This is a genomic window from Bacillota bacterium, from assembly GCA_023511455.1.
Classification (GTDB): domain Bacteria; phylum Armatimonadota; class HRBIN16; order HRBIN16; family HRBIN16; genus HRBIN16.
Map to the genome: position 1 here is coordinate 46972 of JAIMBJ010000018.1, position 19885 is coordinate 66856.

Annotated in this window: 16 protein-coding genes; 9 read left to right on the plus strand and 7 right to left on the minus strand. The window is 60.2% G+C overall.

Annotated features, from left to right (window positions below):
* Window positions 1-69: 69 nt before the first annotated feature.
* On the plus strand, window positions 70-861 hold the full coding sequence (locus K6U75_10735) for a DUF1559 domain-containing protein (protein MCL6475512.1): 792 nt from the start codon (window positions 70-72) through the stop codon (window positions 859-861).
* A gap of 58 nt (window positions 862-919) precedes the next feature.
* On the opposite strand, the gene K6U75_10740 is transcribed toward K6U75_10735, so the two are convergent.
* Genes K6U75_10740 through K6U75_10750 form a run of 3 tightly spaced genes read right to left on the minus strand, consistent with a single transcriptional unit; the run spans window position 920 to window position 2871 of the window.
* Window positions 920-2377, minus strand: coding sequence for an ADP-ribosylglycohydrolase family protein (locus K6U75_10740; protein ID MCL6475513.1), 1458 nt, complete (start codon window positions 2375-2377; stop codon window positions 920-922).
* Window positions 2378-2401: 24 nt separating this feature from the next.
* Complete coding sequence (locus tag K6U75_10745; GenBank protein ID MCL6475514.1) at window positions 2402-2557, minus strand: hypothetical protein; 156 nt, start codon at window positions 2555-2557, stop codon at window positions 2402-2404.
* Window positions 2554-2871 (minus strand): hypothetical protein, encoded by a 318-nt coding sequence (locus K6U75_10750; GenBank protein ID MCL6475515.1) that lies wholly within the window; start codon window positions 2869-2871, stop codon window positions 2554-2556. Before K6U75_10750 ends, K6U75_10745 begins: the two co-directional genes overlap by 4 nt.
* Window positions 2872-2983: 112 nt before the next feature.
* Between K6U75_10750 and K6U75_10755 the strand changes: the two genes are divergently transcribed.
* The 7 genes from K6U75_10755 (at window position 2984) to K6U75_10785 (ending at window position 11402) form a co-directional block, all read left to right on the plus strand.
* Window positions 2984-5047, plus strand: coding sequence for a hypothetical protein (locus K6U75_10755; GenBank protein MCL6475516.1), 2064 nt, complete (start codon window positions 2984-2986; stop codon window positions 5045-5047).
* Window positions 5044-6006, plus strand: coding sequence for an alcohol dehydrogenase catalytic domain-containing protein (locus K6U75_10760; protein MCL6475517.1), 963 nt, complete (start codon window positions 5044-5046; stop codon window positions 6004-6006). Before K6U75_10755 ends, K6U75_10760 begins: the two co-directional genes overlap by 4 nt.
* 66 nt (window positions 6007-6072) lie before the next feature.
* Complete coding sequence (locus K6U75_10765; GenBank protein ID MCL6475518.1) at window positions 6073-6831, plus strand: sugar phosphate isomerase/epimerase; 759 nt, start codon at window positions 6073-6075, stop codon at window positions 6829-6831.
* A 78-nt stretch (window positions 6832-6909) separates the two neighbouring features.
* Entirely contained in the window at window positions 6910-7434 is a 525-nt protein-coding gene (locus K6U75_10770) for a hypothetical protein (protein MCL6475519.1), read from the plus strand.
* A gap of 19 nt (window positions 7435-7453) precedes the next feature.
* Window positions 7454-8893 (plus strand): DUF1800 domain-containing protein, encoded by a 1440-nt coding sequence (locus K6U75_10775; protein ID MCL6475520.1) that lies wholly within the window; start codon window positions 7454-7456, stop codon window positions 8891-8893.
* 39 nt (window positions 8894-8932) lie between these two features.
* A complete protein-coding gene (locus tag K6U75_10780; protein ID MCL6475521.1) occupies window positions 8933-10237 on the plus strand; it encodes a DUF1501 domain-containing protein in 1305 nt (434 codons plus the stop codon).
* A 226-nt stretch (window positions 10238-10463) separates the two neighbouring features.
* The gene (locus tag K6U75_10785; protein ID MCL6475522.1) at window positions 10464-11402 is read left to right on the plus strand and encodes an FAD-dependent oxidoreductase; all 939 of its coding nucleotides are present in this window, start codon (window positions 10464-10466) and stop codon (window positions 11400-11402) included.
* A gap of 33 nt (window positions 11403-11435) precedes the next feature.
* On the opposite strand, the gene K6U75_10790 is transcribed toward K6U75_10785, so the two are convergent.
* Window positions 11436-14783 carry a DUF6259 domain-containing protein gene (locus tag K6U75_10790; GenBank protein MCL6475523.1) on the minus strand — a complete coding sequence of 1116 codons (3348 nt, stop codon included), beginning with the start codon at window positions 14781-14783 and terminating at the stop codon, window positions 11436-11438.
* Between the two features lie 218 nt (window positions 14784-15001).
* On the opposite strand from K6U75_10790, the gene K6U75_10795 reads away from it, so the two are divergent.
* Window positions 15002-16609 (plus strand): M2 family metallopeptidase, encoded by a 1608-nt coding sequence (locus K6U75_10795; protein ID MCL6475524.1) that lies wholly within the window; start codon window positions 15002-15004, stop codon window positions 16607-16609.
* Here the strand turns inward: K6U75_10795 and K6U75_10800 are convergent.
* The 3 genes from K6U75_10800 to K6U75_10810 form a co-directional block, all read right to left on the minus strand.
* Window positions 16606-16863, minus strand: coding sequence for a hypothetical protein (locus K6U75_10800; GenBank protein ID MCL6475525.1), 258 nt, complete (start codon window positions 16861-16863; stop codon window positions 16606-16608). The genes K6U75_10795 and K6U75_10800 overlap by 4 nt on opposite strands.
* 64 nt (window positions 16864-16927) lie before the next feature.
* Entirely contained in the window at window positions 16928-17833 is a 906-nt protein-coding gene (locus tag K6U75_10805) for a hypothetical protein (protein MCL6475526.1), read from the minus strand.
* A gap of 75 nt (window positions 17834-17908) precedes the next feature.
* The coding region (locus K6U75_10810; GenBank protein ID MCL6475527.1) for an Ig-like domain-containing protein at window positions 17909-19885 on the minus strand (1977 nt) is incomplete at its 5' end.

Here is a 19885-nt window from a genome sequence, read left to right on the forward strand (position 1 = left end):
CCTTAGCCGCGTCCTGTAGTGGTAGGGCGGTGATTTGACAACACCATTTCTATCAGGGAGGTTCGCAACATGAAACGCACAAGGGCTTTTACCTTAATCGAGCTGCTGGTTGTCATCGCGATTATCGCGATACTGGCGGCGATCCTGTTCCCCGTTTTCTCGCAGGCACGCGAGAAGGCTCGGCAGACGCAGTGCCTCTCCAACACCAAGCAAATCGGTTTGGCGTGCATGATGTACATTCAGGATTATGACGAAGTCATGCCGCCGGGCTACGATTACCGTCAGGGGGGCGATACCACTGTCTGGTACATGCAGTTGCTCTACCCGTATCTCAAGGACCTGAACGAGGGCGGAATTCGCACCTGCCCTTCTGCAACGTATCGCCATGCGTGGGCGTACGCTTACAACGACCTGCTCAACTATAAGTCGCAGGCAGCGATGCCGCGCCCCGCGGAGACCATCCTGCAGGGCGACACCGGTCAGGTTCCCGAGTGGGCCGGCTATTGCTCCTCCACCTTCTGGAACTGGTGGACGCCCGAAGTGTGGCAGGATCCTGCCACCGGGCAGATTCCGCCGCCCAACTACTGGGACGACAACCAGGTGAACCCGCAGTCGGTGCTGCTGTGGAGACTGCCGGACGGCACTAACATCGATGCTGATGCGCCGAACCCCATCCAGATTTGGAGTGCGGTCGGCAAGGTGGGCAACCTGCGCTTCCGCCACAACATGACGGCGAATGTCACGTTTGCCGACGGACATGCCGCCAATGTGAAGCGCACTGCCGGCCCCGGCGCTGGCGGTGCAGGGGGCACCACTGTGAAGCTCTATCAGTTCCGCTTTGCCCTGCAGAACAGGATGTAAGGTCTGTCAGCGAACACGGCTGTTGTGACGGACAGGGGGAGCTTAAAGGCTCCCCCTGTTAACGTGTTTCGAGATCTATCTTTGCCCAGTAGCCCGCTTCCCAGCTCCAGCCGTTTGGCTCGTTCAGTAATTCTATGAGAACGTTCTGCCCTGCGTAACGTGAAAGGTCTACCGTTACGTCCAGCCAGCCGTTTCGTGCTGTTTTCTCTCCCACCGTTTGCCTCAGCAGTTCCTCGCCGCTTGCCCTCACCACCAGTGTCCAGTCGCCTCCCGGATGGTGTCCAACCGTCAGCCTGAGTAGAACGTTCCTGTCGGCGGGAATCTCCACCGTACGCGCGATGACACAGGGGGTCTGCCTGTTCAGTGGATGGGTCATGAAGACGTTTTTCCTGCCGTTCCATTCAGGGCGCAGCCCGGGGTCCATGTCCTCCCCGCAGTGGTGCAGGCTCCAGCCCGGCGCCCACTCCTCGAAGCTTTTCGCCAGCGCGTGTGCCCATGGCAACTCGCCGATACGCGCCATCTCGCGCGGTGAGTAGCGGACGCCTGAAGGGGGTTCTGGTACCCACGACTGCACCAACCGCGAGGGACGCGGCGGCTTCACGGGGATTTGCCACACTTCCCTGCCGTTTCCATCACGTTCAACCCTGCCTCCATAGCGCACTACCGCCTGACGCGCCAGTTTGACACAAACATCTATCAGTTTCTCAAAGGTGTAGTCGCTGTGGGCGAAGGAGGCTCTGGTGTCCAGATGCGATTTAAACCGCTCGGGCAGGCGCGAGTAGCCGATGGTGGTAAACAGGACACCTGCGGCGTTGGAAGGGTTACAATCCGAATCCTGTCCACACCGGGTGGAAATCATAATGGTGCGCTCGATGTCACCCTGTCCATACAGCAAGCCCATGACAATGTACGCCCCGTTGAGTTTGGCATCGATGTTGAAATCGCCCCAGGTACAGGAAAAACGGCGATAATCGGGGTTGCGGTTGTACTTCTGCTCCACCAGCTGCCACGTGCGTTGCCAGTCTTGGGGGTACTGCCGATACCAGCGAAGCACATCACGGACGGCTTCCGCATACTGACTTCGCGATGGGATACATTGCAACCCTGCTTCTACAATCTTTACCGGCTCCTTTTCGAAGAAAGCAGAGGCGTACATCCCTCCCACGAACTGACCGCCGTACACCCCATCGCCGTAATTCATCAACCTGCCGAACACTTCGCCGAGGTCTATCGCCGCCTGCGGGATGCCGGGGGCAATCAGACCGGAGAAATCCGCCTCTATCTGGTAGTCGATGTCATCGGCATGCGGGTTAAACTGCGGGTGTCCCGAATCGGGCGGGGCAATGCCTCTGCGCAGGTTCTCGCGCCCCTGCCGGTTGGCGTGCCAGAGCGGGTAGCGACTGTTCGCGAAGTCGATACCTGCCTGACGGATGTTCACGCCGAGACCATACCGTTCCAGCGTGCGCAGAAAGGTCATCTCCACGTACAGGTCGTCCTGCCAGAACTGGTTGACCATCTCGGGGCGCCAGGCAGGTATCTCCTACTCCGGGATGATGGCACCGGTGTAACGAAACTCCGTCGGTCCGCCCCAACCGACGCCGACCATCTGCCCAATCCAGCCGGCTTTCATCCGATCCACGTACTCATCGAGGGACAGGCGCAGCCAGCGTGTGGGCGAACTGAATCGCCTATTCACTGGTTCTCTTTAGCTCCTTCCGAAAGGCTCTGTGCGTCGATCCTGGCTTTCATCTTGCCGTCTACCCCGTAGAACACCACGCTCTCGGTGTTGATAACCGTACGCAGCCGTCCCTGTCCATCGTAAAGCACCAGCAGGGCATCTTCTCCGGAGGTCTTCAGTTCGGCGCGAATCCTGCCGTCTTTGTCTACCAGCTCGATGCGTTGTGTGCGGGTGACTGCGGGTGTGGGTGTTCTGGATTGCGCCCACAGGGTTGCTACCGCCAGCGTCAATCCGGCCACCAGCAGCAATAAGGTGTGTGTATTCCTCATCATGGTGCCCTCCTGCCGTTTTTTTCACCATAACACATCCTGCACGGGGAAAGCAAGCGGCAGGAAAACAGGCGTACGTCGCGAACACTGTTTCGCATCGAGTGGAGGTATAGCCATGCCTCTTACCGCGCAAGTCGTTATGCGAAAAGGCGTGCCCACCTTGCTGATAAACGGCAAGCCGACACCGCCACTGATGGTATTCGTAAACCTGATGGGGGAGAAGCCGGAGGCAGGTTTGTCCACCATCCGCCGCGCGGCGCAGGCGGGAATACATCTTGTCTCCTTCGTGGTGCACGCCTTCCCGTGGAATCCACCGCATGAGCCGCCAGACTATCGTCCTTATGAAGAACAGATAGAGGCGATATTGAAAGAAAACCCGCGGGCGTTGCTGCTGCCTCGCTTCGGCTTGAGCTACGTGCCCGAATGGTGGGCGAAACAACATCCCGAGGAGATGATGCTCTACGACAACGGCGAGCGTGGTTATGTGAGCATGGCGTCGCGGATATGGCGACAGGAGGCAACCGAGCGCTTGCGCCTGCTGGTTCAGCATCTGGAGTCGCGTTACGGAGACCACATCTTTGGCTATCACCCCTGCGGACAGAACACGGCAGAGTGGTTCTATGACCGTGTGTGGGAAGGGCTGTTGCCCAGCTTCGAAACGCCAATGCGACACGCCTTCCGCCGCTATCTGCGCGACCCCAATGCCACCGTACCCAGCCCAGAGGAGCGCAAAGCCAGAGGCATCGGTGTGTTTCTGAACCCTGCCACTCAGCAACGCCTCGTGCAGTTCTGGCGTTTCCAGCAAGAGGTGATGGTGGAGCCGCTCGAAGCGTTTGCCCGCATCATCAAGGAGGAAACGGCTGGACGCAAGCTGGTAGTGCTTTTCTACGGATACACCTTTGAACTGTCGGGCTTGCCTGGCGGACCGGCGGTATCGGGACACCTTGCGCTGCAACGACTGCTGAAATGCAAAGACGTGGATATCCTCTGTTCTCCCATCTCCTATTTTGACCGCGAAGCGGGGGGAGCTGGAGGGTTCATGGCACCGGTCGACTCGGTGCAACTGCACGGCAAACTCTGGCTGAATGAAGATGACACCCGTACTTACCTTTCGAAGCCTGAAGACAACTTCGGCAGAGCCGAAACGCTGGCACATACTCTGGCGGTGCACCAGCGCAATTTCGCGCACATCGCCGCGAGGGGATCGGCGTGCTGGTGGATGGACCTGATGGGTGCGGGCTGGCTGGACAGCACGGAGATATGGGAAAATCTGGCGGGTCTATACAAACTGTATGAGAAGATGCTGCCCAACCGACATCCGTACCAGCCGCAAGTCGCTGTGGTGGTGGATGAAGCCAGCCTTTATCATCTGGCTTACGGTAATGCAGTAACGCTGCCCTTGCTCTCGCAAATGCGGTATGAACTGTATCGCATCGGCGCACCGCTGGGGTTCTATCTGCTGAGCGATGTCTGCGCGGGCGCCGCAGGGCACGCCCGAATGTATCTGATGCTCAACGCCTTTGCTCCCACCGAGCCGCAACGCCGTGCTCTGAAAGACCTGCTGCGCAAGGGCAAGATGGTGGTCTGGTTCTACGCGCCCGGCTTCATCCGGGGCAGTTCCGCCTCCGCCGGGCACATCACCAACCTGACAGGTATCCAGGTGGTGCAGAAAGAGGAGATTCGGTCGGGTATAGCCCGCACGGAACCAGCCGCAGTGCTGGAGAAAGCAGGGGTGAACCTGGAAGGCCAGGAGGAGTTTGGTACGAGAGAACCTCTCTCACCCGGGTTTGTGGTGCGGGACGCTTCGGCTCACACACTGGCGACCTTCATCGAGAGCGGTGATGTTGCCGCGGCAATCAAACGGACAGGAGAGGGCTGGTCAGTGTACCTGGGCACGCTACGCGCAGGTATCCATCTGCTCCGTGCGCTGGCAGAGAAGGCAGGTGTACACCTGTACAGCGGACACGCTCTACCGGTAGTGAGTGCGGGGAACGGCATCGTGTCCTTACACGGTACCCAGCAGTCCACACAGGAGACATACATTTCCCTGCCGGATGTTGCAACCGTATTCGAGCCGATTGCCGGGGAGGTCGTCGAGCAAAACGTGCGGTCGGTGGGCAGGCGGATAGAGAAAGGGCAAACCCGGCTGATACAACTTTTGCGAGGAGGTTTGAGATGAAGCGCAAACGTGTGGCAGCGATGCTGGTGGAACCACGGCGATTTGAACTGCGGGAAGAGGAGGTGGAAGTACGCCCGGATCAGGTATGGGTGCGGGTAGAAGCGTGTGGGGTCTGCCATAGCGAGATGGTATTCTACCTGGGCAAATGGCAGGGCATGCGCTTTCCCCTTGCGATGGGACACGAACACGCGGGCGTTATCGAAGAGGTAGGTAGCGACGTGCGGGGATGGAAGGTCGGCGACCGGGTGACCAGTTTGCCCGGTCCCGGCTTCGCTACGCATGTAGCGACAGACCCTTCACAGATTGCCCGTGTGCCCGACGGGCTGGAGATAGACCATGCACTGGGCGAGCCGTTGCAGTGCGCCGCCCGTTGTGCCCGCTCGGCGGCTGTCGAGTTCGGCGATAGCGTGTTCCTGATTGGTTGCGGGTTTATGGGCTTGCTCACCATGTGTGGACTGGTAGGCAACGGCGCGGCGGAGATTATCGCGGTGGATACCAACCCCCATCGCCTGCAGCTGGCGAAGGAGCTGGGTGCAACGGTGACGTTGAACCCGAAGGAGGTAGATGTGGTCGAAGAGACCCTGCGCATCACGGAAGGGCGTGGTGTGGAGGTAGCCATTGAAGCCACGGGTAAACCAGAGCCTCTGGAGATAGCCAGCCGCGTGTTGCGTACCCCGCGCCCCAAGCTGGTGCTTGTCGGGTGGCACAATGTTCCCGCCACTTATAACCTCAGCCATTGGGCGAACGGTGCAGTGGTGCACAATCCGCATCCCGCCTACTCGCTGAACCCGGAGGAAGACATCCGCCGCGGTTTATGGGCAGCGCAGAAAGGCATCTTCCCGATGGAGAGAATGGTCACGCACCGCTTCGCCCTCAAGGACATAGGCAGGGCGTTCGAGATGGCGTTGTCGCAGGAGGATGGCTACATCAAAGGTGTGGTCAAGCCGAACTGGTTGTAGGGCGCGCCCAAGAAGGGGACGAGACAGAGCGCGATCTTCCGGGCGGATAGAAGGAGGGATAGTATCGTGCTTCGAGCAGGTGTATGCTCGGTCACCTTTCGCAAGCTGCCGCCGCAAGAGGTGATTCGCCTGGCGACGCAGGCTGGTTTGCAGGGCATCGAATGGGGCGGCGATATCCACGTACCCCACGGCGACCTGCAAAAGGCGCGTGAGGTTGCGCGTCAAACGCGTGAAGCAGGACTGGTGGTCAGCTCCTATGGTTCCTACTACCGCGCCGGGCACGGGGACGAACTGCCCTTTGAAAAGGTGCTGGCAACTGCGCAAGAGCTGGGCGCACCTGTCATCCGCGTGTGGGCGGGCAAACGGGGCTCGCATGAGGCGTCGCCGGAGTACTGGCAGAAGGTGGTGGAGGACTCGCAACACATCGCGCAAAGTGCGTCGCGCGAGGGGGTCACCATCTGCTATGAGTTTCACGGTAACACACTCACCGATACGGGGGAATCGGCGCGGCGACTGCTGGAAGCAGTTGCGCATCCCGCCATGCGTACCTACTGGCAACCGAGGGTGGAACAGTCTCTTCTGCCAAACCTGCGCGATTTGCGCAGGCTAATGCCCTGGCTGGTGAACGTCCATGCCTTCTGGTGGAGCAGTTCGGGCGAGCGTTGCGCGCTGCAGGAAGGCGAGAAGGCGTGGAGCCGTTTCCTTCAGGTCGTCCGCCTATCTCAGCGAGAACACTGGATACTGCTGGAGTTCGTGCGAGGGGATTCTGCGGAGGCGTTCCTGCAGGATGCACGCACCCTGCAGCGATGGTTAAGCGCGGGATAAGGGCTCTACCCAGTGGTTATGTGCAGAGCAGGAAACTTTTTCTACCTGCCAACGTCTACAATAGTGAGGTGATGAGAAATGGCAACGATTGGCGATGTTCTCGCGGTAGTCGGGATTGTGGTGGCGACGGTAGTCTCCCTGTGGGCATTGGTGATAGCGGTGTCGGTGCTGTTCGGTGAGCGTACGGCGCGTGCTCGCGAGCGGATCGAACATTGTCCGGGGAAGGTAACCCTGCTGGGTGCTTTCATCGTAGTGGTGCTGGGCATTATCGTTGTAGCCTTACTGAACCAGCCGCATGGTCTGCTGAAGCTGATAGGATGGATGATTTACCTGCTGCTACTGCTTACAGCGGCAATCGGCTTTAGTGGACTGGCGGCTCTGGTGGCGCAGCGCTTGAAACAGCTGGAACCCTCGCTGACCCCCTACGGTGCGCTGTCGCGCGGTGCGTTGTTCTGCGTACTGGCAATGCTGGTACCGCTACTGGGCTGGTTCGTGGTGGGGCCGCTGATGGGTTTCGCATCGGTGGGCGCTGGAGTGGAAGCTCTGTTCACCCGCTCAGCGGCTTTAGCGCGCTCTCAACCGGCGAACACCACCGTCTCTTAGCTGGAAGAAGGTGAAAACAGTGCAACTGACCCGCAGAGAGTGCCTTCATCTTGGGCTGGTGGCGGGGGCTGGGTTGCTCTCCGGTTGCCAGTCGTTTTTGCGTCGGGCAATGGCTCCGCCACCGCTTGTCGCCGGTCTGGCAACGCGAAGGGGTCTGCCCGACGACACCATCTGGCTCAACCGCGTTACCTTCGGTGTGACCCTCACCGAGCTGGACCGGCTGGCGGAGATGGGCAGGGTCGCCTATCTCGAGCAGCAGTTGCATCCTAATGAGGAGGGCGAGGAATGGCTGGTGCGACTGCGATTGCGGGGTTTCGAGATATTTCAGGTTGCCCCCGCCGAGCTGGGCGACCTGCCCGTTCCCGAAGTGCTCCGCCAGCTGCAGCAACACGCCATCCTGCGCGCTGTTTACAGCCGCTACCAGCTGCAAGAGCGCATGGTGGACTTCTGGCGCGACCATTTCAACGTGGACGCCCGCAAAGGGCTTTGCGCGTACTACCTGCCCCAGTATGAGCGGGACGTGCTGCGGCGGCACGCGCTGGGCAAGTTTCCCGACCTGCTGAAAGCAACCGCTCGCAGCCCCGCCATGCTCCTCTATCTGGATAACTACCGCAACCGGCGCGGCGTCCCAAACGAGAACTATGCCCGCGAGCTGATGGAACTGCACACGCTGGGCGTGCATGGCGGTTATACCCAGAAGGACGTGCAGGAAGTTGCCCGCTGCTTCACCGGGTGGACGGTGGAAGAGCGTTTCCTGCGCCCGCGCGGCAGGTTCCGCTTTGACCCGTCCTGGCATGATGACGGCGAGAAGCACATTCTGGGGCGGCGTATTCCAGCTGGTGGTGGGGAAGATGAGGGCGAGCAGGTACTGCAGATGCTGGCGATGCACCCCTCCACCGCACGACATCTCTGCGCCAAGCTGTGCGCGCACTTTGTAGCGCAAGTCCCCGAAGCAACCGTACGCCGTCTCAGCGAGGTGTATCTGAGCACCGGAGGTGATATCAGCGAGGTACTGCGCGAGTTACTGCTCTCGGAGGAGTTTTTGCAGTCGCCGCCGGCGTTCAAGCGTCCTCTCGACTACATGGTATCCGCGCTGCGCGCGCTTTACGCCCTGACCGACGGCAACCGTCCCCTGCAGGAACATCTGGACAAGATGGGGCAACCGCTCTACCAGTGGCCGCTGCCAGATGGCTACCCGCAGGGCGAAGAGACGTGGAAGGGAACCCTGCTGGCAAGGTGGAACTTTGTGATTGCGCTGTGCGCCAACGAGATACGCGGGACGTATGTGGACTTGCCTGCGCTGGTGGGTAAGATGCCTGCGGGGGACGCTTTGCTGCAGACCGTTTTCTGCCTGCCGCCGGACGCACCGCCGTTGCGTCTCTTGCGGGAGAGGTTGCACGGTACACTGGCGCAGCAGGCGGCGTTAATCCTGGCGTCGCCACAGTTTCAGTGGCGATGATGACGACCTGGCACAGGACGGAATCAGCGGAGGGTAGAGATGGAAAGGTATCTGGGCGACGACGACCACTCACCAATAAGGCGACAAATCCTGCTTGGTGGCTTCTCTGCCATGCTGGGCTGGTTGCTCGGAGGGAACAGCGCGCTGGCGCAAGTCGCCTTTAAGCCACCCCGCGCCGAGAGCAAGGGCGATGTGCTGGTGTGCCTGTTTCTGCGCGGCGGCGCGGATGGTCTGAATATGGTCATCCCTTACGCAGAGGACGCCTATTACCGTCACCGACCCTCCCTGGCGATACCCGCCCCCAACGACCGCCGACGCCCTGCGAAGGAACACGCCATCGCACTCAATGACCTTTTTGCCCTGCACCCCGCCCTGAAACCGCTCTACCCGCTGTACGAGCAGGGCAAACTGGCGTTCGTCCACGCCTGCGGTTCGATGGAGAAATCGCGCTCGCACTTCGAAGCCATGTCCGCCATGGAGCGCGGCGTCGCCGAGGCGAAAGCGGGCATCAATAACGGCTGGATTGCACGCCACCTGTTGAGTGTACCCCGCAAGCAGTCCTCGCCCCTGCGAGCGGTCGCCTTCAGTAGCGTATTGCCTGAGTCGTTGCGTGGTAGCACCGATGCTGTGGTGCTGCAGACCCTCTCCGATTTCCGCCTTGCCATGCCCAAGACAATGGGCATCACGCAGGCAGAAGAGATGCAGCACATCCTGCACGAGATGTATGCGCAGAACAGGCGACGCGGGGTGAGCCAGACCGCTCAGGATACCCTGGAGGTGCTTCGAACGTTGCAGCGCGTCGACCCGACGCGCTACCAGCCAGCGCGCGGAGCCGTTTACCCGGATAGCGGCCTCGGGCGCGGGTTGAAACAGGTCGCCGCCCTGATCAAAGCACAGGTGGGGCTGGAGGTGGCCTGCCTGGATAAGGGGGGCTGGGACACGCATGTGGCGCAGGGAAGCACCACCGGCTGGATGGCGGGCAACCTTGCCGACCTTGCCCAGAGCCTTGCAGCTTTCGCCACCGATATGGGCGACGCGATGCGCCATATCGTGCTGGTGGCGATGACCGAGTTCGGCAGGCGTGTGCGCGAAAACAGCGGACTGGGCACCGACCACGGGCGGGCAGGCGTGATGCTGGTGCTGGGTGGAGGCGTTCGGGGCGGCAAAGTGTTTGCCCGCTGGCCGGGTCTCGAACCGCATCAGCTGGAGGAACCCGGCGATTTGAGAGTCACCACCGATTACCGCGAAGTGCTGGCGGAGGTGGTGCAGAAGCGTCTGGGCAACCCAAACGTGGCGAGGGTGTTTCCCGGCTTGAAGGTCAGCGGGATAGGAGTGGTGGTGTAATCCACCTGCCTGCTCAGCGGTTACTGAAGAATCTGCCTCCAATCCCTGCGTATCTAATATTGTGGCAAAACACACAGAGGACGCGAAGCCTGTGGATACTCAGTCACGAGTCATTTATTTGATTCTGGAATCGGGTAACATTTTGGCGAAACTCAGCAACGGATAACGAGGTGATGTGATGAAGTTCGACATTCAGTTGATGCCGCCCCCTCGCCAGGAGGAAGGGGTGTATGATGTAGCCATCATCGGTGGTGGGCCTGCGGGAGCCACTGCCGCCATCTATACTGCTCGGGCAAACCTGAAGACGCTGGTCATTGACAAGGGCATCGCCAACGGCGCGCTGGGTATCACCAGCAAAATCGCCAACTACCCGGGCGTTCTGGGCGAAATCAGCGGGGAAGAGCTGGTTCGGCGGATGCACCAGCAGGCGGAATCGTTCGGCGCGGAGTTCGTGCAGGACCGGATTCAGGCGACCGACCTGCTGAGTAACCCGAAGCTGCTGTTCGGCATCAACGGGACATACCAGGCGAAGACGGTGATTATCGCCACCGGCTCGATGGGGCGAGGCAACCGCGTCGCGGGCGAAGACCGCCTGCTGGGGCGCGGGGTCTCGTATTGTGCCACCTGCGATGCCGCCTTCTTCCGCAACGCGGAGGTGGCTGTGGTCGGCAGTAGTGAAGAGGCGGTGGAAGAGGCCCTCTTCCTCACGCAGTTTGTCAGCAAACTGCACTTCCTTTCGCCAAAGAGAGAGATTCACGCCGACCCCGAGATGGTGCAGGAGCTGACCAGTCACCCAAAGGTCACCGTGTACTGGGGAGCCGCGCTGCGTGAGGTGCTTGGCGAAGAGAAGGTGGAAGCCATCCGGTATCGCACGCCTCTCGGCACGGAGGAGTGCCTGCCCGTAGCGGGCGTGTTCATCTACCTGCAGGGCGGACATCCGATTACGGACTTCCTTGCCGGACAGATTCCGCTCAGTGAGGGTGGATGTATTATGGTGGACTCGGAGTATCAGACAGCGGTTCCGGGTGTGTACGCCGTTGGCGACGTCATCTGCAACCACATCAAGCAGGCAGTGGTTGCCGCGGCAGAGGGGGCCATCGCGGCGATAGCAGTGGAGAAACAGCTGCGCGGGCGCAAGAAGATGGTGGTCGACTGGTCGAAGTAGCAGGGCATCGCGGGATGCCGCGATGCCCCGTGTTCACCAACCTATCTCCCACACCACTGCTTGATGGGGGGCGATGGTCAGCCTGCGTTCGAAGCGAGAGGGAACGGTTTGCGTCCTGCCCGAATCGTCCTCACCCCGTTTCTCCGTGAGCTGGATCTGCTTCGCGCGGATGCCGTATGCCGACGGGCTGAAGCGGATAGTGGCCGTGACCGGTTCGTCCGCCACGTTCACAAAGAACAGTATCAGGCTTTTCCGCTCTGGCATCTGCCAGGCGCCGGTGTAGACTGCTGGCGCACTCACCCACCACTCGCCTTCCCACTGCCAGTCGGCGCGCACGGTGGGAATGTTGCCTTCCAGTTTGGGTGGACGCGCCATCTCGCCGTGCGTGAAGAACTGCCGATACCGCCAGCGCAGCTGCACCACCTGTCTCAGGAAGCGCGCGTTGCTCTCCTCGCGGATAATGTTCGGGTCTAGCCAGCCGATTTGCTCGCCGAATACCAGTTGCTGCGCCGCCTTCATGCGCAGGGCAAGGTCTTTGGTATTGCCGCCGCGATAGGCACGCCCGAACATCTGGATGGCCTGCGAGTAGACGGCAGGAAAGACGGGAACCTGCCCCTCGTGCTGCCAGTGCCACGTGAGGTACCCGTCGAACCATGCGATGAAGGGCTCGGCGTTGCACTCGGTGGTGAGGGCGCGGTCGGCAGGCATCTCGCGACGAATGCGCTCCAGCATCTGCCAGTAGCCCTCGTTCCACCAGTGCCCTCCGCCCAGTGGATGCCCGTGTGATGCGTCAAAGCAGAGTACTGGCGGCGCGGCGGCAACCTGGTCGATATACACCGCGTTCACCCCGTACTCCCCGAACAGGCGCATCACAATCTCGCGTACCTTGTTCTGCCACAGCTCGGTGGTGGGGCACATCACCGCCAGACGTACCGGGCTGCCGTCCGCTTCCTTGCTACCGTATACCTCGGTGTACGGGTTGCCGTCCTCGTCCTTCGTGGCGGCGGGTCTGGCGACGGTGCTGAACTGGAAGTCCTCCATCCCTCTGTCGCGCGTATCCCACAGCCTGCCGTTGATATAGGGCATGACAAACACGCCCGCCTCTTTCAGCCGCTTCACGCCTTCTGCAAACCCTTCTTTGACGGGGAAATAATGCGGGTAGTCGTTGTCAAAGGGTATCTGATGCCAGTAGTACCAGTGAAAGCCCACTGGCACGCCGCAGAACTTCGCGAATTCCTCTACGGGCGGCACCACCTCCTGTGCTCCCCCGCTTGCCAGTGACCACGCGGGTAGGTCTCGCATCCACTCGCGAAATGTCTTTAACGGGCGCGGCGCGGTCCATACACTCACGTTGCCCAGACGTGGGTTCGTGCTGCCTCCGCGAGGATACCAGTGCGCCTCCTGCATCACCCACTGGCGGTAGATTCGTGCGGCATCGTACCAGTCGCCACGCAGCAGCTGCCACACCGCCTGCCCAACAAGGGTAAAGGAGTTGCCCGCTTTGCCCATGTTCGGAACGGGATGTTCGAAGGTCATGCGTACACTGCGACCAGCGGGATTGCTTTGCATACTAATCTCTTTGGTGCAGCCCATCGGGTCATGCAGTGCAAGGTACAGCCCGGTGGGGCGAGGCTTTTGCGCGTAAGCTGCCAGCAGCTGCATACTGCACCAGCCGTTGGGATAGGTGCTGCGATAACCGAAGTTACGTCGCCACACACCCTGCTGGATTTCGGCCGGACCGCGTGGGAACAATACGGTGGCATCGTCGCCCGGCTCCGCAACCGCCACCTGTGGGAAGGTAACCCGCCACAGGCTCCAGCGTTTGCTCGCGTTGCGCACCTGCAGGTTCCAGCGCAAAGCGTTCTGCCGGCTATCGGTGCGCGCCTGCGCGGTGACGCTGATGCCCGCGAAGCGTTCGTCACGGGGCTGGCTCCACTGCAGCACAAAGCCGTCGCGGCGTAGTTGCAGTGCCACTTTTTGCCAGCCTTTGTCCGCGCTCAGGGCAAGCAGTTGCCGTGTTTCAGCATCCCGCAGGCTGAGGGTGAAAAGCGGTGGATTGTCCGCCGCAAGCAGTTCGCGTTCGTTTGGCAGGTCGTAGAGACTCTGCAGTCGGAACCCTTCCTCCGTCTGCCCGATGAGAACCCCAAGGTCTCCCGCGGAGAATCGGTGCCATCCCGGCGGTGTCTGCCCGCTCAACGTCTTTTCCGCGCCGGCAAAATCCCCCTGCGCTTCCAGCCTCTCCGCCAGCGCAGCTGTCCAGAACCGCATCTGTCGCTCGCGACCACGCAGGGAGGAAGCTTTCTGCCGGAATGTTTCGATACGCTGGCGCAGGGCAGGCGTTGTCACCACCGTCGATACAGGACGTCCGAAGCTTTGCGACGCCTGCCGTACGGCGTTCACAGGGTCTGTCGCGGTACCCAACCATAGCCATGTGGAGACCTGCAGAGAGGTGCTGTCCCAGCTCTGCCACGTGGAGTGCAGGTACGTACCGTATGCCCCTCGTCCGTCGTGGATGATGAGCGGTTGTCCCCACATACTGATGGCGTTCTGCCCATCGAACAGCGCGCCCCATCCGTCGAATCGGACACTGCCGCCGTCCGCGACCAGCGGTTCGTGGCGTAACGGCTCGCCTCCTGCCCATCGAGAAAAACTGGTGTCCGGGAAGTTGAACTCCAGAAAGTGAAACTCATCCCACGCAAAGGGTTCTTTTTGCCGTACTCGTGCGGTGACGTACGCCAGTGGCAACCGCTTGAAAAGGAACCAGTGATATACCGCCAACGGCTCCGAAGGTGGTCGTTTGCCCCCGGGCTGGCAGTAGCGCGCCTGCACGCGCACCACGGTGCATATCTCACCATCCGAAACCACCTCCGCACGCGCTTCGGGGTCATAACGCAAATGGAAGCTGCCGAGCGACCGGTGATGCACCCTGTCGTTCCACACAAAAGTCTCCAGACGCTTGCCCGTGGAGCGATACACTATGGCTGAAGGATAGCCCGCCTGTCGGGTATCCGTGAAAAGCATCTCGTAGTGGTCGGTGGATACCACACCTGCCGGCTTGGCGCCGTCCTTACCGCTGTCACGAATCTGCAACTGCAGTTTCCAGTCTCCCGCTCCGGGTAACTGCGCCACCAGAACACCACTGCCCCGGTCCCCATCCGGCACAAACTGCACCATCACCGGCTTTTTATCGGGCAGGGTGATGGCGGTCACGGAGGGCGTTCCCGTCCGCCCGGTCAGAGAGCGCAGGTTGACCGGGGATACCACCAGTCCGTGTGACGGCACACCGCGAACAATCCACAACGCCTCTTCGGCAAAGGCAACACCCATTGCGACCTCCAGGAGAATCATCGGGATAAGGAAATGACGTGCTACCGCTTTCATCAGTCTCCTCCCAAGGTAGGTTAAAGATTCTCTTCGTGCAAAAACGCATGTCTCCTGTGAATACCTTTCGTTTTGCCCCATAGAAACAGGTAAACCGAGAGGCAACAGGTGTGTGGGTGGGAAAGGGCTGGGGGTGAGGGCACGACCACCCAAAACCGCGACAGTATCATGTATACTTAAAGAGACGAACAGGAAGGCAATTGTATCAGGAGGTGGGTATGCCAGACCGCTTTACGGAGTTTCTGGAAAAGCACGTGAACGAGGTTCGCCCGCTCGCCAAAGAGGCGGCGCTGGCGTGGTGGGAGGCGAACGTAACGGGTAGCGAAGAGGCGTTCGAGCGGGGCGCATCGCTGCACGCGCAGCTGATGAAGATATACGCCCGCGAAGACGAGTATCGCCTGCTGCAAAGCATCCCCAACGACAGCCTTTCCAACCCCTTACTGCGCCGCCAGCACAAACTGCTGCTGGACGAATATCGCGGTCACCAGATGTCAGAGAAGGTGATCGATGAAATCGTACAGCGCGAAAAGGAGATCGAGAAAGAGTACAACACCTATCGCGCGCTGTTTCGGGGCGAGCGCGTCAGCGACAACACCCTGCGTGAAGTGCTGCAAAAGAGCGACGACAGCGACGAGCGGCGCGAGGCGTGGGAAGCCAGCAAACAGATTGGCGAGCGCGTGGCGGAGGCGGTGCGTGAACTGGTGCGTATCCGCAACCGCGAGGCGCAGCGGCTGGGTTTCCGCGATTACTACGCCATGCAGCTGGAGCTGCAAGAGCTGGACGAGCAACGGCTGTTCGCCCTGCTGGAGGAGCTGCACCAGCTGAGCAACGAACCCTTCCGACGTTACAAAGAGAAGCTCGACCGTCGCCTCGCCGAGCGGTTCGGGGTGGCAGTGGAGGACTTACGCCCCTGGCACTACACCGACCCCTTCTTCCAGATCCCGCCGCCCGGCGAGGTAGACCTGAACCCGCTGTTCGAGGACAAGGACATCGAAGCCATCGCGCGTGCGTTCTATGCCGACGTGGGTCTGTCAGTAGAGTCCATCCTAGAGCGCAGCGACCTCTACGAGAAGGAGGGCAAAAGCCAGCACGCTTTCTGTATCGACATCGACCGCGAGGGCGACGTGCGCATCCTTTGCAACCTGCGTCCTAACGAGCGGTGGATGGGCACGATGCTGCACGAGCTGGGGCACGCCGTGTACGACTACTACATCGACCGTTCGCTACCCTACCTGTTGCGCACCCCCGCACACACACTCAGCACTGAAGCCATCGCCATGCTGTTCGGCAGGATGCACCGCAACGCCGAGTGGCTGAAACGTTACGTGGGTATCGCCGACGAGCAGGCGCAGGCGGTGGCGCGTCCCGCCATCGAGGAGATGCAGGCGTCGTTGATTGTATTTACCCGCTGGGTGCTGGTGATGACGCACTTCGAGCGCGCCATGTACGCCGACCCCGATAGCGACCTGAACAGCCTCTGGTGGCAGCTGGTGGAACGGTATCAGTGGCTGCGCAAGCCGGAAGGACGCAACGCCCCTGACTGGGCAGCCAAAATCCATATCGCGCTTGCACCCGTCTACTACCACAACTACATTCTGGGGGAGATGGAGGCGTCGCAGCTGGTGAATGTGCTGCGCACGAGGGTGCTTTCAGGCGAGCCAGCGGACGCTATCGTCCACAGTCCGAAAGTGGGTACGTTCCTGAGGCAGAAGGTGTTCTCTACTGGCGCGTCGGTGCCCTGGGAGGAGGCACTGGAGTTCGCTACCGGCGACAAGCTGAACCCCGCCTACTTCGTGGCGCAGATGGAAGCCGAATCGCCGATTTAGCGTGGTGACCAGCATCGAGAAAGGGGGAGAAGCAAGTCGCGTATTTTCCCCCTTTCTCTCCACAGCGTCTGCGCACTGCCCTGCGGATGGCGCAACACCCCGAACACGTCATACAGGTTGTTGCTCACCACCGGGTCCGTGCCCGACGGGTCAAAGTGGTGCCACTCACTGTTTCGACGCACCAGCGAGATGTCCTGCAAATACAGCGCACTCGTCGTCCACTGGCTGCCCGACAGGTCCACCGTCTGCTCCACCAACTCGCCGGCACCGCACGGATACCCCGGCTATGCCTCGTTCAGGTCACTGGCAAGCTTGCTTTCAGCGAACAAGATAAGGCAGGCTCTCCAATAGCAACGCCTGCGCTTCTGGCTCGATGTGCTTCTGGTGTTGATCCACCAGCTTCTGGATCGCCGCCAAGGCATCGCGCGCCGCCGATCGACCGCCGCGTCGCACAGCCTCTACCGCCTCTTCCACATGCTTAGTCAGTTGACGCGCCAGTGGTTTGTCTGTAACCCAGCCCGCCCTGATAGCAACGCGCCATTGTTCCAGAAAGCGCTCCGCCGTTAAGCTGTCGGTGGGCGCCAGCGTATAGCCATGCAATCCACCCTCGAAACCACGCGGCAACCGGTCAGCAAGCGCGGTAGGCATCTCTTCAGGAACCCGTATGATGGGCGCGTCTGTCCTGACAAAACAGTCCACGACAGCGGGCGGATACTCGCTGAGCACCTGATAGCGCAGTTCACCACCCGGCTTGAGCGGAGAAGAAGGTTCCACCAACGGGTTCTCCGCGAACTCGTGGGCTTTCCCTTTGTAAGTGTCAACGACGCCCACAAAGCGCCAGCCCTTCTCGACCCACACGCGCAGCGGTTGGACGTTCGTGAGCATGTACACAGCGGTAACCTGTAGCGGACTGTGTGGCAGATTGCGCAGCGTGTACAGGTATCGCCAGGTGTTATCCGATTCCCGGCGCACGGAGACAAGGAGGGTCACCTGTGCCTTCCATTCGGGCACGTATGTCGCTTGTACTGTACGACCATCCAGCCCCTTCCAGACGAACAGATAATCCCCTGTGTCTTTCAGGTATCGCACCTGCCCCACGTTGTCCACGTTGCTCGTGCGAATCGCCCCGGCAGGTTTGAGCAGTCGCTTTGCGGGCGGGTTCGACTCTGCGGCGCGTTGAGCCATGCTGACGCAGCTAATGACCGCCAAGCTAAAAACGCACATGCCAGTGATTGCCCTCATTCAGAACGTTCCCTCCATATTGTCCGATAATCGTGCGCAGAGCACGTTGCAAATCCGCTAGCAGGTTGTCCGCATTGCTAAAGTCACCTGCCTGCCCCGTCTGTGTTTATAATGCGGTGGGCGCCAGTCCGCGTTTATATCGAACAAGCCACCCCACTGGAGGCTGATGTCATTATAGTTCAATCGACGATACCCCTGAGACGAGCCGTATTGTGTCTGAAAGTCCTCGGCAATGTTCCGCAGTTTCTCAATCACATCTGGATCTGCCCAGTGGTTGCTCGGATGAGTAGAGGTCTGCCCAACCAGTGTGTACCCATCTCCGGGCGGCATGTTCTGTAGACCAGGAACGAATACCTCAGCTGTGTCAAAGGGCTGTGGTGGCTCCGGATTAAACAGGAAACTTGCTGACGGGATGACCTTAATCTTTGCCTCGCGGCAAACTTCAGGAGCTATGTAAGTAGTGCAATAGACTCCCAGAAGAATACCCTGCCACGGCGTGCAGGTACCAGCCGGGCGTACGGCGGAATGATGCTGATGGCCTCCCGAGTAGGGCACAGGGTCAACGGCTATGTAGATGCTTAATGGTAGCGCGAAGGAATTGTCCGCTGTTATCACAACCCAGCCGCGTGTCTCGTCTTGCGAAAAACCGGCACCTGCGGGGCGTACGTCCTTAGGGGCATACACGTTAATGCGGATGGTGGGGGTGGTGAGTGGCGACAAAAGAGTGTCAGGAACCGTCTTGCCATGCACACGGGTGTAGTGTCTGGCAGTGTACCCCAGCGCAGTCGCAGTTACTGTGGCGTAACCATCTTCTCCATCTGAATAGAGTGCCACTGTACATTCCCCGCGTGCATTGGTCACCGTTTCAGCAGGCTCTATATGTCCTCTGTTAGACCAGAATGCCACCTGCTGGCCAGCTACCGGTTCTCCAGAGGCATTCAGGAGAACAGCTCTAATCTGCTCGGGTTTATCGCTGCATGCCAGTCCGCTGTCTGAAAACATTAGACGCAGTCCCTCAGGGGAGAGCAGAAGCACGGGCAACACCTCTTCCGTGTCACCAACACGGATAGATATATTCGCCACACCGCGCGGGTCGCTGGGCTCCAGATAGACGGATGTCATCCCACGTTCGTCTGTAAAAGCCTCTACCGATTCTGCTAGCGCCTCCGCCTCACGCGAAAACACACCCGTCCGGACAACCGGGACGTATTCCTGCAGCCCATCCTCTTCGTGGATTGGCTCCCATACAACAGCTTCTCGTTTGACGGAAATCAAGCGTCTTGTCACCAGCATCGCTCGGTCTGTGGTGATGTATATCCTCGTCTTGCTCACTGGTTGACCGTCCTCCGTTAGGACACGAACCTTGACTTCCACTCTGGAATGACCGCCCAGATGCGCTACCCATACCTCTGGGGTCGTTTTACACTCCACACGCAAGGGTAAGCGGTCCCGCACCTCGACCTCGCTTTGCACCGAAAGCTCGTAGACGTGCGGGATGCTCAGCGTAGCCTGCAGGGTGACTCTCCCTGGGCTATCCGGGGCAATCCAGACTGCTTCCGCACGTCGCCAGAACGTGAAGCCGCGCAGGGTGGCTCCCGAAGCACTCGTCGTAAACGTCGTCGAGGGACTGCCATCGGAGCCAACAAACTGTCCGTTGCTACACGAGAAGGCAACATCTACGAAACCAGTGGGGGCGTTGGCGAAAATTGCTCGAACAGTGACCCGTTCGCCGCTCCTCACCAAACGAGGATGAAGCAGTACTGCAACCTCTTGGACGGACTGCGTTCTCGCCGTTGGATAGCCCAATATCAAGTCATTGGTCGCCAAGTTCCTGCTACCTGCCAATTTCGGGCGACTGTTTGCCCACGTGAGGAGTTTGGGAGGAGGAGGATTGTGGTCAGTGGAAAGGCTTGCAACTGTCGCTTTTACCCCCCTTGTGCTGGGGGAAGCGAAGAGCGGAGCCGCCACCTGCACGGTGAGGCTCAGGATGCACACCGTAGCCAGTGTGCGCAGGTACGGAAACCGTCGTAGCAT

Excerpts from the sequence above, each read along its gene's own strand:
- K6U75_10735 (MCL6475512.1), top strand. The coding sequence starts at position 70 with ATGAAACGCACAAGGGCTTTTACCTTAATCGAGCTGCTGGTTGTCATC.
- K6U75_10740 (MCL6475513.1), bottom strand. The coding sequence starts at position 2,377 with ATGGTCAACCAGTTCTGGCAGGACGACCTGTACGTGGAGATGACCTTT.
- K6U75_10750 (MCL6475515.1), bottom strand. The coding sequence starts at position 2,871 with ATGATGAGGAATACACACACCTTATTGCTGCTGGTGGCCGGATTGACG.
- K6U75_10755 (MCL6475516.1), top strand. The coding sequence starts at position 2,984 with ATGCCTCTTACCGCGCAAGTCGTTATGCGAAAAGGCGTGCCCACCTTG.
- K6U75_10760 (MCL6475517.1), top strand. The coding sequence starts at position 5,044 with ATGAAGCGCAAACGTGTGGCAGCGATGCTGGTGGAACCACGGCGATTT.
- K6U75_10770 (MCL6475519.1), top strand. The coding sequence starts at position 6,910 with ATGGCAACGATTGGCGATGTTCTCGCGGTAGTCGGGATTGTGGTGGCG.
- K6U75_10780 (MCL6475521.1), top strand. The coding sequence starts at position 8,933 with ATGGAAAGGTATCTGGGCGACGACGACCACTCACCAATAAGGCGACAA.
- K6U75_10790 (MCL6475523.1), bottom strand. The coding sequence starts at position 14,783 with ATGAAAGCGGTAGCACGTCATTTCCTTATCCCGATGATTCTCCTGGAG.
- K6U75_10795 (MCL6475524.1), top strand. The coding sequence starts at position 15,002 with ATGCCAGACCGCTTTACGGAGTTTCTGGAAAAGCACGTGAACGAGGTT.
- K6U75_10805 (MCL6475526.1), bottom strand. The coding sequence starts at position 17,833 with ATGTGCGTTTTTAGCTTGGCGGTCATTAGCTGCGTCAGCATGGCTCAA.